We start from the raw sequence: 16,632 nt of genomic DNA, 5'->3' as shown, positions 1-16,632 counted from the left end.
TCATGACGATCACGCGCGAGGCAGTGGAAGCCTTCCTGTTCCACGAAGCCGACCTGCTCGACGACATGGATGCCGAGGCCTGGCTGGCCCTGTGGGCGCCCGAGTGCTGCTACTGGGTGCCCTGCAATGGCCGCGACGACAGCACCGATCCGCAGCGGCAGGTGTCCATCATCTACGATGACCGGGCCCGCCTCGAAGACCGCATCTACCGCCTCATGAGCAGCGCCGCCCACAGCCAGCGGCCCCGCTCGCGCATGCGCCGGGTGGTCGGCAACATCCGCTACGAAGTGCGCGAGGGCGAAGTCCACACCCGCAGCAACTTCGTGCTGGCCGAGCTGCGCCGCGGTCGGCAGGAGATATGGTCAGGCGTCAGCCAGCACCGCCTGCTGCCAGTCGCAGATGGCTTTCAGATCAGGGCCAAGACCGTACTGCTGACGCAAAGCGACGAGGCCATCGACAATCTGACCTTCCTGCTGTAGCCGCACCACACCCGGCGGAGTTGACCACGCGAGATCGAGGCGGGGGCGGTGCTCGATCTGGGCCACGGGCACGTCGTCCCGCCACAGGTAGCTCCTGATCGGGCCGGTCGCGTCGGTCTCGGCGATGAGGTGATCGTTGCCGTCGTAGGCGTACAGCACGGTGGCCGCGCCCTGCGGGGCGGCGGCGGTGGTTTCCTTGCGCGTGCGCCGGTGGCGGGCATCGTAGTGGTAGGTGGCCAGCAGCTCACCGAACAGGCGGACGGTCTTGAGCTGGCCGGGACCGTCCCAGGTGTAGCTGAAGCCGGCCTGCGCGGTGGTGTGGCCGGCGGGGTCCAGGGTGACTGGCCCCTGCGGGCGGCTGGTTTGGCGGTTGCTGCTGGGGGCGTACACGTAGCTGCCGATGCCGTCGCTTTGGCGGTTACCAGCGCCATCGTAGCCGAAGCTCTGGGTGACCACCGGGCCCTGCTCGCGGGTGAGGCGGTCCAGGGCGTCGTAGCTGTAGGTGGTGGTGTCCGGCACGCTGCGGGTCAGGACGTTGCCGTTAATCACAGGTTCCGTCAGTAACCGACACGATCCTGGTTCCGTCCAGCGCGAGCACCACGGAATCATCAATCCAGGCTTCGCGGCCTTCATTCTTCATGGTCACGTTCGGTCCGAGCTTGGTAGTCAAAGCCGCCAGGTCTTGCCCGTTCCATCCCGCGTCGGCGATCTTGACAAGGAGCCGACATTGCTGCGTCAAGAATGTGTTCTGCTGACGGGAGTGATCTAGGCTGATAGTGGTGTCGAATAGCACAATGAGGAGCGTGCCGGTAATCCCCAGAATAACGATTGCCACGAGAATCTTTTTCAATTTCCACCCCCGGCCTCGAACGCCCTCCGTGCGAAGTCGCGGCATGTGTTAGATCGAAAAGGATTCCAGCTGTATGGCGGTCTGTTCGTGTCGTTCTTCACACGCTCCGAGTATTCGTATACCTTCGTTTCGTCCGCGCTCTTATCGCAAGACAGTTCGGCATCGGTGTCCTTGCCAATTTTGTTTAGTGCATCGATCAACTTCTTCCAGGATTCCGGGGTAGGGGTTCCATCAGGTTGAATCTCAAGGTTCGGTAGGCGTCTCCTTTCGACACTGCCGAAGTCGCTGGCGTAGCGACCATATTCGTAATAACGGGTCTGGCCTGTCGACTCGTCGTAACCAAACACTCCCGCATGCCCTGGGGTAAGCGTTGTTTGGACTTTCGTTCCGGGAATGGTGATCGGATAATCAGGGAAATCAACAAAACAAGCGGCTAAACCCATTGGATCAACAAACGCTAATGGGTTGCTGCCCACATACGCATACGTATTCACGCCCCCCGCCAGTCCAATCGGATCCGGGCTCAGGTACCGCCCGCTGGTGGGATCATAGTAGCGCGCCTGGTTGTAGTGCAGGCCGGATTCCGGGTCGAAGATTTGGCCGGGGTAGCGCAGGTTGATGACCGTCGGCTGCCCGTCGCCGTCGGGGTCTTCGTCCGGCAGGCTGCTGCCGAAGGCGTCGGCCTCCCAGCGCCAGACCAGGACGCCGGTTTCGTTACGGGCGGCCCGCGGGGTGTTCAGATGATCGGTCTCCAGGTACAGCACTTTTCGCGTTGGGCGGTGCTCGATCTGGGCGACGGGGGTGTCGTCCCGCCACACGTAGCTCCTGATCGGGCCGGTTGCATCGGTCTCGGCGAGCAGGTGAGCGTTGTCGTCGTAGGTGTACAGCACGGTGGCCGCGCCCTGCGGGGCGGCGGCGGTGGTCTCCTTGCGCGTGCGCCGGTGGCGGGCGTCGTAGTGGTAGGTGGCCAGCAGCTGGCCGGACAGGCGGACGGTCTTGAGCCGGCCCGGGCCGTCCCAGGTGTAGGTGAAGCCGGCCTGGGCGGTGGTGTGGCCGGCGGCATCGAGCGTGACCGGCCCCTGCGGGCGGCTGGTTTGGCGGTTGCTGCTGGGGGCGTACACGTAGCTGCCGGCTCCATCGAGGGTGCGGTTGCCGGCGCCATCGTAGCCGAAGCTCTGGGTGACCGCCGGGCCCTGCTCGCGGGTGAGGCAGTCCAGGGTGAAAAACCGTGGTCTGTCCCCGGTTTATAGATTTTGGATCCCCTTACCGTAGAAATCTATTTACGAGTGGCGCTGCTATAAAAGTAGTAACCGCAATAAGAACTGGCAGATTATGAAATAGGGTTTCTACTGCATCTGGTCCAGAGCCGATCAAAAGCCCCGTCACTAGAAGTAAGAAAACACCTCCGGCAACGCCATAGCTTGCGACAAGCACGACCACGTATCTCCCTAAAATGCCTCGACGAGATAAAAAATCACTCTTTCCGAAGAGACTATAAATCGAGAACAGCAGCCATAAGTAGGGAACCAAATGGATCAGAAACATCGGCACGCTGTAGTTGGTTGAAAAAAATGACGTGCTAAAAACTAAAATAAACTGGCTGCATAACAATACTACGGACACCATCAAAAGGATGGCACTCGCCTTCTTTGGTGGCCTCATCATCTGGCGATTATTCACAACAGCTCTCGACGCCGCTGTCTATAACGGTCGAACTCCCGACCAGAAAACCAATTCCCACATCAAAACCGCTGACTGGCCCGGCACCTATTCCTCGTGCACCACCGATCTGAACTGCACTCGCACTCACGCCATGGGAACGCGGTAGTTGCTTGGTGACCAGCGCCTGTCCTGCCAGACCTTGTGCGGTTGGCGGTATCGAAAAACCAGCGCTGGATTGAAAGAAAAACCCGTTAAAGACGCTCGGATCAGGCGTTGAACGGTTATCGACAACCTGAGCGTTCTCGTGGGTGGCAGAGAAGTCGACCCCAAACCCCGCCCCTGGGCCGAGCGCCAGAACTTTTACCCATGTTCGTTGACCATTTATGCACTCGCTGCGAAGCGTAAAGAGAAATACACCGGCAGCGAAAAACTCACCGCCAGTCTGCGTACCGGTCCAAGTCACCAAACCACTTGGATCGATAAACCGCAGCGGATTGTTCCCCACATACGCATACGTATTCAATCCACCCGCCAGCCCGATCGGGTCCGGGCTCAGGTACCGCCCGGTGGTGGGGTCATAGTAGCGCGCCTGGTTGTAGTGCAGGCCGGATTCGGGGTCGAAGACCTGGCCGGGGTAGCGCAGGTTCACGGTGGTCGGGGTGCCGTCGCCGTCGGGGTCTTCGTCTGGCAGGGTGCTGCCGAAGGCGTCGGCCTCCCAGCGCCAGACCAGGATGCCGGCCTCGTTTCTTGCGGCGCGCGGGGTGTTCAGATGATCGGTCTCCAGGTACAGCACTTTTCGCGTTGGGCGGTGCTCGATCTGGGCGAAGGGGGTGTCGTCCCGCCACACGTAGCTCCTGATCGGGCCGGTTGCATCGGTCTCGGCGAGCAGGTGGTCGTCTGGGTCGTAGGTGTACAGCACGGTGGCCGCGCCCTGCGGGGCTTGGGCGGTGGTCTCCTTGCGCGTGCGCCGGTGGCGGGCGTCGTAGTGGTAGGTGGCCAGCAGCTGGCCGGACAGGCGGACGGTCTTGAGCCGGCCCGGGCCGTCCCAAGTGTAGGTGAAGCCGGCCTGGGCGGTGGTGTGGCCGGCGGCATCGAGCGTGACCGGCCCCTGCGGGCGGCTGGTCTGGCGGTTGCTGGCGGGGGCGTACACGTAGCTGCCGGCTCCATCGAGGGTGCGGTTGCCGGCGCCATCGTAGCCGAAGCTCTGGGTGACCGCCGGGCCCTGCTCGCGCGTGAGGCGGTCCAGGGCGTCGTAGCTGTAGGTGGTGGTGTCCGGCGCGCTGCGGGTCAGGATGTTGCCGTTGCTATCGTAGGTGTAGCTGGCGTCGCCGGCGCGGGCGTCGGGGGTGGTCAGGAGCAGGACTGTGCCCGCCAGCGCGAGCAGCAGCCAGGCGGCCGGGCCGGGGGTACGGCTGCGCCGCGCCAGAACGATCAGCAGCACGCCGCCGAGCAGGATCATGCCCCACTCGCCCAAGGTGGGGATTTCGTCGTCCGCGGCGCTGGAGGTCCCGCCGCCGCTGCTGCTGCCGCTGTGGGCCTGGGCGCTGCGCTGGCCGTCGGCGTCGTAGGTGGTGGTTTCGGTGATGCCGTTGCCGAGAGTCTGGGCGGTCAGCGCGCCGGCGGCGTCGTAGGCGATGGCCTGCGCCAGGGTCTCGCTGGCGCTTTCGAGCTGGCTGACCCGGCCGGCGCTATCGCGCGTGAGCGTCAGGTTCTCGCCGCTGGGCAGGGTGGTGGACAGCCGCCGTCCGGCGGCGTCGTAGGTGTAGCCGGTGGTGTGGGTGATGCCGGCCTCGGTGCGGGTCTCGGATGTCAGGCGTCCGTGCGCGTCGTAGGCGTAGGTGGTCTGTCCGGCACTGTCGACCACTTGGCACAGCCGGCCGATACCGACGCTACAGCCGGGCGCGGCATCGTAGGTGTAGCTGGCCGTCTCGCCGCTGCTCCAGGTCTCGCTCAGCGGCCGGTTCAGGGCGTCGTAGGTGAGCGTGACGCTCACGCCGCGGGCGTCGGTGCGGGTCAGGACGTTGCCGGCGGCATCATAGGTGGCGCCGGTGGTGCCCCGGTCGGGGCTTTGTTCCTGGGTCAGGTTGCCCAGGCCGTCGTAGGTGTAGGCGGTGGCGGCGCCGTTGGGGGCGGTCAGGCCGGTGACGCGGTCCTGGCGGTCGTAGGTGAACGCGGTCAGGCCGGCCAGCGCGTCGCTGACCTGCGTCAGCCGGTGGCGGGCGTCGTAGGCCTGGCCGGTGGGCTGCGCCTTGGGGTCGGTAATGGTGGTGGGATTGCCCTGCGCGTCGTAGGCGTACTGCGTGGTCTGGCCGGCGGCGCCGATGGCCTGCTGCAAGCGACTCAGGGCATCGAACACCCGCGTGCGGCTGCGCGCCACGCTGGTGTCCGGGTTGCGCCAGGTCTCGCTCAGGCGATTGCCGGCGGCGTCCAGCGTATGGACGATGCGGTTACCGACCGCGTCGGCGACCTCGGTCAGCCGTCCGGCGCCGTCGTAGGTGTAGTTAACGAAGCTGCCGTCCGCCAGGGTGACACGGCTCAGGTGCCCGGCGGCGTCGTAGGTGAGCGCGGTGGTGGCCCCGGCGGTGCTGACGGACCCCAGCCGGCCGCGCGCGTCGTAGGCGTAGGCGGTGGTGACGCCGTTGGGGTCCACCGCCTCGCGCAGCCGCCCCGCCCCGTCGTAGCGGGTCAGGTTGGTCACCTGGCCCAGCGCGTTGGTGACGCGCATCAGGTCCCCGCGCCGGTGCTCGGCGGTGGTGTCGGTGTAGTAGGCGTAGGTGGTGACATCGGTCAGGTCGGTGCGCGGACCGTCCACGGTCAGCACCTGGCCGTCGGCGTTCCAGGTGTGGGTCCACACCCGCGGCGCGCCGGTCAGCGTGGCGGCGAAGCCCTGGCTGCCGTCGGGATCGGTGGTGGCCTGCTCGGTGCGGGTCAGGACGTTGCCTTCGGCGTCGTGGGTGTAGGTGATGCGCCGGCCCGGCTCCGCCACGCGCAGCGGCAGGCGGAAGGTCGCGTGCCACTCGGTGCTGATCGTGCGCGTGACGCCGGCCACCGTCGTACCCGGACAGGCCGCGCCGGACAGGCCTTCCACGCGCCGGGTTTCGAGGTTGCGCGCCGGGTCGTAGGCGTAACAGGTCAGGTTGCCGTTGAAATCGCGCCGGGCCGTGACGTTGCCGTTGGCGTCCCGAGTCAGGGTCTGCGCGGTGTCGGCGCAGCCGCTGGTGCACGGCTGCGACAGCCCGGTCAGGCGCGCAACCTGCTGCTGCACGACAAAGCCGTAGGCGCGCACGGTGCCCAGCGGGTCGGTGATCTGTGTGCTGCCGTCCGGCTGGTAGGCGAGCGCGTAGGCGTCCACGTTGCCGGCCCGGCGCGAGCCGGTGGCGCGGCCGTCCGGCGCGTAGGTCCAGGTCGATACGCGGATGCCGCGCTCGTCGGTCAGGCCGGTGAGCGCATGCGGCAGGTTGGCGCCGCCGGTGTGGGCGGCTTCGTTGTAGTGGTAACTGCGCGTGAGCGCGCCAGGGTAGGTGACGCTCGCCAGCTTGCCGGCGGCGTCGTAGGCGTAGCCGAGCGCCTGCCCGTCCGGCGCGGTGAGACCCGCCAGACGACCCTGCGCGTCGTAGGTGAAGTCGAGCACCTGGCCGTAGCTGTGCGTGACGCGCGTGAGGCGGCTCGCCCCCTGGGTGACCGCGTAGGTGAGCGTGTGGCTCAGGCCGGCGCGGTCGCGCACCGACGCCAGCACGCCATCGGGGCCGTAGGTCTCGACCCGGTCGTCAGGGAGCGTCAAGGTCCAGTTGGCGCCGGCCTGGGCCAGGCGTTCGAGCACGTCGGCCTGGCTCGCCCAGGCGCTGCCGTTCCAGGTGTACGTGAGCACGCGTCCGTCCGGCCGCACCGCCCGCACGCGGCTGAGCGTGCCGGCGTTGTCGGAGATGACCAGCACGCCGGCGTAGGTGTGGCGCCAGCCGGTGCCCAGCGCCGTGGCGGTGAAATCGCGGCTGTTGTAGTGACGCTCGAAGCGCAGCGGGAAGCTGCCGGCGCCCTCGAAGTCCACCTCGCGCTGGTACTTGTTGCCCGATGCGCCATGGATGGGGTTGGTGCCGTTGGCGCCGGCCGGGCAGTTGGGGCCGAACGCACCCTTGGGCGCGCCACACTGACCGGTTTCGGGGTCCAGGTAGCCGGTCAGCGCGCAGGCATCGGCCGCGCCGGTGCGGATGTGCAGGAAGTCGTAGAAAAGGTCGGTGGTGAGGAACGGCCGCCGCTCCTCGATGACGAACCGGCACTGCGATTCGCCGTCGGTATATTCGTTGGCGTAGGCCCATATCAGCGTGTACTGGCGCGAAGGGTTCACCGCCCGCAGCCGCGCCAGCTCGGGCAGGGCCTCGCCCAGCGAACAGGCTTCGTCGGCGGTGCGCCACTGATCGGGGGGCGTGCTGTCCGGCCACTGGTAGGCGGCGCGGGCGGACGCGCTCAGGCAGACCAAAGCCAGAACGAGACGCAGCGTGCGGCGCATGAAATCCTCCCTGTGCGCGCGGTCCGGAGGGCTGGCTGCCGTCTTACTCGGCCGCATGCAGTGAAAAAATAGCCACACGTATATGACAGGCGCGTGACGGTCGCGCCAGGCGCTACCGCTTGTCGCGCGCGCCCGCCACGGGTTCTGCTAGCCTCTGTCGGGTTCTGTTTCGCAGCGACGGTGGGACGCCCGATGTCTGCTTCCTTGAGTGCCAGGCCGGGCATGCATCTGGCGGGGCGGGCGCTCGCCTTCCTGGCGCTGTTCGCGGCGCTCGATCTGGCCTACCTCGCGTTCAAGGAGCCCTGGCTCAAGCCGTTGGTCATCGATCTGCTGACGGTGCGCCCGGCGGCCTGGCTCGCCGATGCGGTCCTTGCGGTGCCGGTACATGCTGACCGGCACGTGCTCATTGCCGGCGGGCGGCGCATCTCGGTGCTCAACGGCTGCGAGGGGGTGGACGCCATGCTGCTGCTGCTGGCGGCCATCGCGGTGGCGCCGGCCGGCTGGCGGGACAAGCTGTGGGGCGCCGGCCTCGGTCTGTCGCTGGTCTATGTCGCCAACCAGGCGCGCATCGTCGCGCTGGTGTGGGCGCGCCTTGAGATGGCGGCGGCGTTTGCGCTGGGACACGGCCTGCTCGGGCCGCTGGCCGTCACCGCCGCGGCGGGGCTGTATTTTCTGTGGTGGAGCGGCGCGTGCCTGCGCCGCTGAGGCGCGCCCGGTTCGGCATCCTCGCGCGCGGCCTGGCGATGGCCGGCCTGCTTGGCGGCACCGCGCCATGGTGGGGGCCGGCCTGGTGCGCGGCGCTCGCGCCGCTGCTCGAAGGCGTGCTCGCCGCCACCGCGGCGCCGTGGGATACGGTGCAGGTCACGCTCGCGAAGCGTGACGAACAGGCGGTCCTGGCAGCGCAGTTCTCGACCGCGCGCGGCTTCGTCTACCGCGGTTTCCCGGTGCCGCCGGGCGTGTGGGTGCAGACGCAGACTCTGCAGGGCTATGCCTGGCAGCACCCGGTGATCCTGCTGACGCTGTGGGCGGCCTGGCCGTTTCCGGCAGCGACCACGCGCTTGCGGGCAGGCGCGGCGCTGCTCATGGCGATCGTCCCGCTGGCCGTACTCGACCTCTCGCTGACGTTGCGCGGGTCACTCACCGACCTGATGCTGGCCGGCACGGCGCCGGACCTCATCGCAAGCTCGATCCCGGTGCAGGCCATGCGGCTGCTCGAAGCCGGCGGGCGGGCAGCGCTCGATCTGGCGGTCGGTGTGGCGATGCTGGCCATCCTGCGCCGCCCGGCCACGGTCGGCCCAGCCGCCGCGTGACGACGCCGAGGCAAGGCCACCGGCGTGCCGCAATGACGCCACAAGAATTCGATCATGGCCGCCCTTGCCCGCAGGCCGCGCGTCGACTACAACGTCGGCAGCACGGTCAGCACCGGCCCGTAGACTCGGGCCGGGCAGCCGAAACGGGCGCCGGCAGCCACATTGAAACGAGGAGGAAACCCCATGCATGACGATCTGACGACTGCCCTCGCCCGCCCGCTGTCGGGTGCGGTCCATCCACAGGTGGCCGCACATCTGGCTCAAATGGCGGCCATGAACCCGCCGCCCATCGAGTCGCTGACCGCCGAGCAGGTGCGCGTCGGCTTTGGCATGCAGATGAAGATGACCGCCGGGCCGGCAACGTCGCTGCCGGTGGTGCGTGAGCTCACCCTGCCCGCGCCGGGCGGGGCCATCAAGGCGCGACTTTACCGGCCGACCGCCGACGGCGTGCTGCCGGGGTTGGTGTTCTTCCACGGCGGCGGCTGGGTGATCGGCGATCTGGACAGCCACGACGACCTGTGCCGCGACCTGGCCGCGCAGGCCCACTGCGCGGTGCTGGCCGTGGATTACCGCCTGGCACCGGAACACTGCTTCCCGGCTGCGGCCGAGGACGCCATCGCGGCTGCCGACTGGGCCGCCGCGAATGCCGCGCAGCTGGGCATCGATCCGGCACGTTTGGCCGTCGGCGGCGACAGCGCGGGCGGCAACCTGGCCGCGGTGGCGGCGCTCGCCGCGCGCGATGCCGGCCGGCCACTGGCCGCGCAGCTGCTGATCTACCCGGTTACCGACATGTCGCGCCTCGAAGGCGAGTCATACGCTGCCTGCGGCGAAGGCTATGGCCTGACCGCGGGCGCCATGGTCTGGTTTCGCGATCACTATTTGACCGACACGAAAGCCGCCCGCGACTGGCGCGTATCGCCCCTGCTGGCTGGCGATCTGAGCCGCCTGCCGCCCGCGCTGGTGGTCACCGCCGAATTCGACGTGCTGCGCAGCGAGGGCGAGGCCTACGCCAAGCGCCTGGCCGAAGCCGGCGTGCCGACCAGACTGGCCCGCTACGACGGCATGATCCACGGCTTCGCATCCATGGCCGGCGTGCTCGACGTCGGTCGTCAGGTGCGCAGCGACATGGCGCAGTGGCTGCGGGCGACGCTGGGCGGCTGAGGAGGCGGGCGGCTACTGGCTCGCTGGCGCCGCCCGTTCCTGTCGCCACATGCCCAGCACCAGTAGTCCGGCGCCGACGGTGATGGCGCTGTCGGCGATGTTGAAGGCCGGGAAGTGCCAGGCGCGGTAGTAGACGTCCAGAAAATCGACCACGTGGCCCAGCCACAGGCGGTCGATCAGGTTGCCGACCGCGCCGCTGAGCACCAGTGACAGGCCCAGGCCGTTCAGGCGGTCGGCCGCTGGCGTGCGCCGCAGCAGGATGACGATGATCACGCTGGCGGCCAGCGAGATGGCGCTGAACAGCCAGCGTTGCCAGCCGCCGGCCTCGGCCAGAAAACTGAATGACGCGCCGCGGTTGAAGGCCAGCGTGAGGTTGAAACCGGGCACGAGCGGTATCGTCTGGTAAGGCTCCAGCAGGCGCAGCACGGCCAGCTTGCTGGCCTGGTCGAGCATGACCAGCAGCGCCGCGAGTGCCAGCCGGGCGCCCATCAGGCGAATTGCCGCCGCTCGCCGGCGCCGGTGACGTTCTCGATGCAGCGGCCGCACAGCTCGGGATGTTCGGCGTTGTCGCCGACGTCTTCGCGGTGGTGCCAGCAGCGCACGCATTTGGGGTGGCTGGTGGCGTGTGCCGCCAACCACAGATCGGCGTCGGCGTGCACGTCGGTGGGGCGGGCGGTGTCGGCGTGAACGCGCGCGTAGGAACAGATCAGCGCAAAACGCAGCTCATCGTTCAGTTTGTCGAGCAGCGCCCTGTCGTCGGCGTTGACGTAAAGATCGACTTCGGCGTCCAGCGCGGAGCCAATCGAGCCCGCCACGCGCAGGTGTTCCAGTTGGCGGTTGACCGCATCGCGGATGGTGCGCAGGCGCTCCCAGTCGGTCGGCGAGACGGCCTCGTTGGCCTCATCCGGCAGCGCCGGCATCGCGTACCACTGCGCCAGCAGCACGCTGTCTTCGCGCGCGCCGGGCAGGTGCTGCCAGATGTCCTCGGCGGTGAAGCTCAGGATCGGCGCCAGCCAACGCACCAGCAGTTCCAGCACGTGGTACATGGCCGTCTGCGCCGAACGCCGGGCCGCGCTGTCTGCCTGGCAGGTGTACTGGCGGTCCTTGATGATGTCCAGATAAAACGCGCCAAGGTCGACGGCGCACAGGTGATGCACGCGCTGCACCACCTGGTGAAACGCGAAGCAGGTGTAGTCGTCGCGCACCTCGGTGTCGAGCGCCAGCGCCCGGCGCAGCAGCCAGCGGTCGAGTGCCACCATGTCCTGCGGGTGGACGGCGTGTACGGCCGGGTCGAAGTCCACCAGGTTGGCCAGCAGGAAGCGCGCGGTGTTGCGCAGGCGCCGGTAGGCGTCGGCGCTGCGGCTCAGGATCTCGTCCGAGATCGACATCTCGGCGCTGTAGTCGGTGGACGCCACCCACAGCCGCAGCACGTCGGCGCCCAGCTGGTTGATGACCTTCTGCGGCGCGATCACGTTGCCGGCGGACTTGGACATCTTCTTGCCGGCCGCATCCACCGTGAAGCCGTGCGTCAGCACCCCTCGATACGGCGCATGGCCGTGCAGGGCGACCGAGGTGAGCAGGGAGGAGTGGAACCAGCCGCGGTGCTGGTCGGAACCTTCCAGGTACAGCTCGGCCGGAAATTGAAGCTCCGGGCGGCGTTCCAGCACGCTGGCGTGGGTGACGCCCGAGTCGAACCACACGTCCAGGATGTCCTGCACCTTGTCGTAGTCGGCGGCGTCCGCGCCCAGCAGCTCGGCCGGGTCAAGATCGAACCAGGCCTCGATGCCGCGCTGTTCGATGCGCTGGGCGACCGCCTCGATCAGCTCCGCCGTGCGCGGGTGCAGCTCGCCGGTTACCCGATGCACGAACAGCGCGATCGGCACGCCCCACACGCGCTGGCGCGAGATGCACCAGTCGGGGCGGTTTTCGATCATGCCGTGGATGCGCGCCTCGCCCCAGGCCGGCGTCCATGCGGTGTCGGCGATGGCGGCCAGCGCCTTGCCGCGCAGGTCGTTGTGGTCCATCGCGATGAACCACTGCGGCGTGGTGCGCGTGATGGTCGGCGTCTTGTGGCGCCAGCAGTGCGGGTAGCTATGCTGGATGGGCCGGTCGGCGAGCAGCGCGCCGCGTTCGCGCAGCAGCTCGACGATGAGCTTGTTGGCGGCGAATACCTGCAGGCCCTCGACGTGCGGCGTGCCGGGCAGAAAGCAGCCATTGGCGCCGACCGGGTTGTAGACCTTCAGGTTGTAGGTCTTGCCGATCGCGAAGTCGTCCGCGCCGTGGCCGGGGGCGGTGTGCACGGCGCCGGTGCCGGCCTCGGTGGTGACGTGATCGCCCAGGATCACTGGCACCTCCAGATCCAGGAACGGATGGCGCAGGCGCAGGCCTTCGAGCGCCGCGCCGCGGCAGCGGCCAAGCTCGCGCCAGCCGTCCAGGCCATAGCGGGTGCAGGCGCCGGCGGCCAGATCCGCCGCGAGGATCAGGCGCTCCTGGCTGGCCTCGACCAGCACATAGTCAAGCTCGGCATTGAGTGCCACGGCCTGATTGGCCGGCAGCGTCCACGGCGTGGTGGTCCAGATCGGCAGGCTGATGGGTGCAACGTCGTCAGCCACGCCAAACGCGGCCAGCGCGGCGGCACGGTCGATGACGGCAAAGCGCACATCGATCGCCGGCGAGGTCTTGTCCTGGTAGTCGACCTCGGCCTCGGCCAGTGCCGAGCGGCAGTCCAGGCACCAGTGCACCGGCCGCTCGCCCTTGGACACGTAGCCGCCGGCCACGATGCGACCCAGCGCCCGCAGGATGTCGGCCTCGGTCTGCGGCGCCATGGTCCGGTACGGGTTTTGCCAGTCGCCGATCACGCCCAGGCGCTCGAAATCCGCGCTTTGTCCTTCCACCTGCTGCTTAGCGTAGGCGCGGCAGGCGGCGCGAAACTCATTGGCGCTGACCTTGTCGCCCGGCTTGCCCAGCTTCTTTTCGACCACGTGTTCGATCGGCAGGCCGTGGCAGTCCCAGCCGGGTACGTAGGGCGCGTCATAACCATCCAGCGTCCAGGACTTGACGATGATGTCCTTCAGGATCTTGTTGACCGCATGGCCGATGTGGATGTCGCCGTTGGCATACGGCGGGCCGTCGTGCAGCACGTAGCGCGGCGCGTCGGCCCGTTCGTCGCGCAGGCGGGCGTACAGGTCCAGTTCCTGCCAGCGGGCGAGGATTGCCGGTTCGCGCGCCGGCAGGTTGCCGCGCATCGGGAACTCGGTGTGCGGCAGGTTCAGGGTGGCTTTGTAGTCGGCCATGCAGGGCTCTTTGGGGATTCAGGGTTTGGCAAATACGCGGCGGGCGGCGCGCAGATCGAGCTCGATCTGCGCGCGCAGCGCGTCCAGCCCGTCGAAGCGGCGCTCGTCGCGCAATTGCTGCACGAACTCGACTTGCACCTGGCGGCCGTAGACCTGTCCGGCAAAGTCCAGCACGTGCACTTCCAGCAGCGGGTACGTGCCGTCCACGGTCGGGCGCACGCCAAGATTGGCCACCGCCGGCAGCGGCCGGTCGGCAAGGCCCGTCACGCGCACGGCAAACACGCCGCGCAGGCTGACCGCCTTGCGGCGCAGCGGCAGATTCAGCGTCGGGAAGCCGATGGTGCGCCCGCGCGCGTCGCCGTGGCTGACCCGACCGTGCAGCGTGTAGGGCCGGCCCAGCAGGCGCGCCGCGCCGGCAAGATCGCCGCCCGTCAGATGCTGGCGTACCGCGGTGCTGCTGACCCGCTCGCCGTCCAGCAGTAGCGGGGGCATGGCTTCGACGCCAAAACCCGCGGACGTGCCGACAGTCTTCAGATAGTCCACATCGCCCAGGCGCTTGTGCCCGAAGCGAAAATCCGGGCCCACCACCAGCTGGCGCACGCCCAGACCCTCGATCAACAGATGCTCGACGAAGGCGTCGCGCGGCATGCCAGCCAGCCGGGCATCGAAATGCAGGCACAGCACGCCGTCCACGCCGAGCGCGTCCAGGGCCGCCAGTTTCTCGCGCAGGCGCATCAGGCGCGGCTCGACCTGGTCGGGCCGAAAGAACTCCAGCGGCTGCGGCTCGAACAGCACCACCCGCGCCGGCAGGCCGGTGGCTGCGGCGTGTTCCTGCAGGCGCGCAACGATGGCCTGGTGGCCCAGGTGCACGCCGTCGAAGTTGCCGATGCTGGCCACGCAGCCGCGGTGGCGCGGGCGCAGGTTGTGCAGGCCGCGGATCAGTTCCACGCTGGAATCCACATCATTGTCTCGGGGTCGGGGGTGGCAGGGCCGGTCAGTAGCGCGCCCAGTCCGGGTCCTGCGTTTCGAGCACCTCGTCCAGCGGCCGGCGGCCAGCGAAGCCCTCGTCGTAGCCGTGGTAGTGGCCGAGCTTCAGTTCCGGATACTTCCAGCACAGGTAGCCGTCGCCGGTGTCGAAATCGACCAGCCACAGGCCCTTCACCACCAGGCCCAGGCGGCGCATCTTGTTGACCCAGGCGCCGACGATGGCCTGGTAGCGCTGCTCGGCAGCCTGCAGCTCCGGGCTGCGGCGCGGCAGCACCTTCAGTTGCCGCTGCACCGGCGCCAGCTCGTCGGCCGTGCGCGCGGTGATGCCGCGCACCAGCGGGAACAGCGTCCGCGCCTCGGCGAGGCTGAACACGCGGGGATCCTGCGGCGATCCGATGCGAAGAAAGTCTGCGTCCACGCTGGGTCTTGTCGCTCACGATGGGTCAGGGATGGCGCAACTGGGCCAGCGGCAGGCGCAGCGCCAACAGCGCGGCGCCGTAGCATGCGCCGCCGGCGGCGACCCACAGGCCCAGCCGGGCCACCCGCTCGCCCGCGCCCAGCGCCAGCCAGGCATCGAGCGAACCGGCGCCCAGCCAAAGCAGCGCCGTCATGGCCGCCGTGGCCAGCGCCACGCGGGTTGTAAACAGCCCCCAGCCGGGCCGGGGGCGGTACGCACCGCCACGCAGCAGGCCGCGCAGCAATAGTATCGCGTTGAGATAGGCCGCCAGGCTGGTGGCGGCGGCCAGCCCGGCGTGCTTCAGCGGCCACACCAGGATCAGCGTCAGGCCCATGTTGACCAGCATGGCCAGCACGCCGATGCGCACCGGACTGCGCGTGTCCTGGCGCGCGTAGTAACCGGGCGCCAGCACCTTGATGGCCATGAACGCCAGCAGGCCGGGCGCGAATGCCCACAGGGCCTGACGGGCCATGTGCACCGAGTGGGCATCGAAGGCGCCATAACTGAACAGCGTGCCCAGCAGCGGGCCGGCCAGCACGAACAGCGCCGCCGCCGCCGGCGCGCCGACCAGCAGCACCCAGCGCAGGCCCCAGTCGAGCGTGCGCGAGAAGGCCTCGCCGTCGCCGCTGGCGTGCTGCCGCGACAGACGCGGCAGGATGACGGTCGCGAAGGCGATCGCCAGCACGCCGAGCGGAAATTCCATCAGCCGGTCCGCGTAATACAGCCAGGACACGCTGCCGGTGACCAGGAACGACGCCACCACGGTGTCGAACATCAGGTTGACCTGCGCCACCGAGGAGCCGAACACGCCCGGCCCCATGAGTCTGAGGATGCGCCGCACGCCGGGGTGGGAAAAGCTCACGCGGGGTCGCGCCAGGTTGCCGAGCGCTGCCAGGGTGGGCAATTGCCACAGCAGTTGCAGCAGCCCACCGATGACCACGCCGATGGCCAGCGCCAGCACCGGCACGTCCAGGCGCGGCGCCAGCCAGACCGCGGCGCCGATCATGGCCAGATTCAGGAACAGCGGCGTCAGGGCCGGCGTGAAGTAGCGTCCAAAGGTATTCAGAACGCCGCCGACCGCCGCCGCCAGCGACACCAGCGGCAGATACCAGAACGTGATCCGCAGCAGCGTGGTCGTCAGCGCGCTGCGCTGCGGGTCGTCACCGAAGCCGGGCGCCAGCAGCCACACCAGCAGCGGCGCGGCCGCGACCGCCAGCAGCGTCACGCCCAGCAGCACCAGTCCGAGCGTGCCCAGCGTGTGGGCGACCAGGTCGCGTACGTCGGCCGGATCGCGTGTGGTGCGGTATTCGGACAGCACCGGCACGAAAGCCTGCGAGAAGGCGCCCTCGGCGAACAGCCGGCGCAGAAAGTTCGGGATGCGAAAGGCAACGAAGAACGCATCCGCCGCCGGGCCGGCGCCGAAGGTGGTGGCGATGACGGTATCCCGGACGTAGCCGAGCACGCGCGAGCTGGTGGTGGCGACGCCCACCGAGGCGGCCGAACGCAGCATGCTCACGCGCCCTGCAAGCCGGTTTCCGGATTGACAAACGCCGCTCCGGTGAGCATAGTTCGCGACCTTTTTTCGGTTTTCGACGCAGGGATTTCGCCTTGGCCAACAGCCCGCAAGCCATCAAACGCGCCCGTCAGAACGACGACCACCGCGCCCACAACGCCAGCCGCCGTTCGATGCTGCGCACCGCCGTCAAGCGCGTGCTGGCGGCGATCCGCGCCGGCGACGCCGACACCGCTGGCACCAGCTACCGCGCTGCGGTGCCCCTGCTGGACCGCATGGCCGCCCGCGGCCTGATCCACAAGAACACCGCCGCCCGTCACAAGAGCCGCCTGAACAAGCGCATCCACGCGCTGCGCCAGGCCGCCTGAAGCGCCGCGCGCCGATGCGGCGCGCGCGCTGAACGCAGACAGAAAAAG

General features: G+C 68.4%; 15 protein-coding genes. 5 read left to right on the top strand and 10 right to left on the bottom strand.

All coding sequences use genetic code 11. From position 1 onward, the window contains the following. Positions 1 to 2 precede the first annotated feature (2 nt). Complete coding sequence (locus tag PG2T_RS10945; protein ID WP_068805232.1) at positions 3 to 479, top strand: aromatic-ring-hydroxylating dioxygenase subunit beta; 477 nt, start codon at positions 3 to 5, stop codon at positions 477 to 479. On the opposite strand, the gene PG2T_RS16110 is transcribed toward PG2T_RS10945, so the two are convergent. The 5 genes from PG2T_RS16110 to PG2T_RS10930 all read right to left on the bottom strand — a co-directional run bounded on the left by PG2T_RS16110 (position 363) and on the right by PG2T_RS10930 (position 7,495). Then, the gene (locus PG2T_RS16110; protein ID WP_075968175.1) at positions 363 to 1,028 is read right to left on the bottom strand and encodes a hypothetical protein; all 666 of its coding nucleotides are present in this window, start codon (positions 1,026 to 1,028) and stop codon (positions 363 to 365) included. The two genes, PG2T_RS10945 and PG2T_RS16110, sit on opposite strands and share 117 nt — an antisense overlap. Beyond that, positions 1,021 to 1,329 carry a hypothetical protein gene (locus PG2T_RS10940; protein WP_068805229.1) on the bottom strand — a complete coding sequence of 103 codons (309 nt, stop codon included), beginning with the start codon at positions 1,327 to 1,329 and terminating at the stop codon, positions 1,021 to 1,023. The genes PG2T_RS16110 and PG2T_RS10940 overlap by 8 nt, the downstream gene beginning before the upstream one ends. Then, positions 1,326 to 2,450, bottom strand: a complete 1,125-nt coding sequence (locus tag PG2T_RS10935; RefSeq protein WP_068805226.1) for an RHS repeat-associated core domain-containing protein — start codon at positions 2,448 to 2,450, stop codon at positions 1,326 to 1,328. The genes PG2T_RS10940 and PG2T_RS10935 overlap by 4 nt, the downstream gene beginning before the upstream one ends. Positions 2,451 to 2,592: 142 nt before the next feature. Then, positions 2,593 to 3,009 carry a hypothetical protein gene (locus PG2T_RS16710; protein WP_145931073.1) on the bottom strand — a complete coding sequence of 139 codons (417 nt, stop codon included), beginning with the start codon at positions 3,007 to 3,009 and terminating at the stop codon, positions 2,593 to 2,595. Beyond that, positions 3,002 to 7,495 (bottom strand): IPTL-CTERM sorting domain-containing protein, encoded by a 4,494-nt coding sequence (locus PG2T_RS10930; RefSeq protein ID WP_068805223.1) that lies wholly within the window; start codon positions 7,493 to 7,495, stop codon positions 3,002 to 3,004. The genes PG2T_RS16710 and PG2T_RS10930 overlap by 8 nt, the downstream gene beginning before the upstream one ends. 192 nt (positions 7,496 to 7,687) lie before the next feature. On the opposite strand from PG2T_RS10930, the gene PG2T_RS10925 reads away from it, so the two are divergent. From PG2T_RS10925 to PG2T_RS10915, 3 genes are all read left to right on the top strand, one after another. Next, positions 7,688 to 8,200 carry an archaeosortase/exosortase family protein gene (locus tag PG2T_RS10925; protein WP_068805220.1) on the top strand — a complete coding sequence of 171 codons (513 nt, stop codon included), beginning with the start codon at positions 7,688 to 7,690 and terminating at the stop codon, positions 8,198 to 8,200. Next, complete coding sequence (locus PG2T_RS10920) at positions 8,185 to 8,805, top strand: hypothetical protein (RefSeq protein ID WP_068805216.1); 621 nt, start codon at positions 8,185 to 8,187, stop codon at positions 8,803 to 8,805. The genes PG2T_RS10925 and PG2T_RS10920 overlap by 16 nt, the downstream gene beginning before the upstream one ends. Before the next feature lie 183 nt (positions 8,806 to 8,988). Next, the gene (locus tag PG2T_RS10915) at positions 8,989 to 9,966 is read left to right on the top strand and encodes an alpha/beta hydrolase (protein ID WP_202816326.1); all 978 of its coding nucleotides are present in this window, start codon (positions 8,989 to 8,991) and stop codon (positions 9,964 to 9,966) included. 12 nt (positions 9,967 to 9,978) lie between these two features. Here the strand turns inward: PG2T_RS10915 and lspA are convergent, their stop codons facing one another. From lspA to murJ, 5 genes are all read right to left on the bottom strand, one after another. Then, on the bottom strand, positions 9,979 to 10,455 hold the full coding sequence (gene lspA / locus PG2T_RS10910; protein WP_068805213.1) for a signal peptidase II: 477 nt from the start codon (positions 10,453 to 10,455) through the stop codon (positions 9,979 to 9,981). After that, entirely contained in the window at positions 10,455 to 13,259 is a 2,805-nt protein-coding gene (ileS, locus tag PG2T_RS10905) for an isoleucine--tRNA ligase (RefSeq protein WP_068805209.1), read from the bottom strand. The genes lspA and ileS overlap by 1 nt, the downstream gene beginning before the upstream one ends. 18 nt (positions 13,260 to 13,277) lie before the next feature. Further along, a complete protein-coding gene (gene ribF, locus PG2T_RS10900) occupies positions 13,278 to 14,207 on the bottom strand; it encodes a bifunctional riboflavin kinase/FAD synthetase (protein WP_068808248.1) in 930 nt (309 codons plus the stop codon). A 46-nt stretch (positions 14,208 to 14,253) separates the two neighbouring features. Further along, positions 14,254 to 14,619, bottom strand: a complete 366-nt coding sequence (locus PG2T_RS10895) for a DUF2203 domain-containing protein (RefSeq protein WP_202816325.1) — start codon at positions 14,617 to 14,619, stop codon at positions 14,254 to 14,256. Positions 14,620 to 14,689: 70 nt separating this feature from the next. After that, on the bottom strand, positions 14,690 to 16,213 hold the full coding sequence (murJ, locus tag PG2T_RS10890) for a murein biosynthesis integral membrane protein MurJ (protein ID WP_068805206.1): 1,524 nt from the start codon (positions 16,211 to 16,213) through the stop codon (positions 14,690 to 14,692). A 98-nt stretch (positions 16,214 to 16,311) separates the two neighbouring features. Between murJ and rpsT the strand changes: the two genes are divergently transcribed. Continuing rightward, positions 16,312 to 16,584 carry a 30S ribosomal protein S20 gene (gene rpsT / locus PG2T_RS10885; RefSeq protein WP_068805204.1) on the top strand — a complete coding sequence of 91 codons (273 nt, stop codon included), beginning with the start codon at positions 16,312 to 16,314 and terminating at the stop codon, positions 16,582 to 16,584. Positions 16,585 to 16,632 lie beyond the last annotated feature (48 nt).

The sequence above is a fragment of the Immundisolibacter cernigliae genome, assembly GCF_001697225.1.
Classification (GTDB): Bacteria; Pseudomonadota; Gammaproteobacteria; order Immundisolibacterales; family Immundisolibacteraceae; genus Immundisolibacter; species Immundisolibacter cernigliae.
The sequence above is the reverse complement of the archived record's forward strand: the minus strand, read 5'-3'. Positions and strand labels throughout refer to the sequence as shown.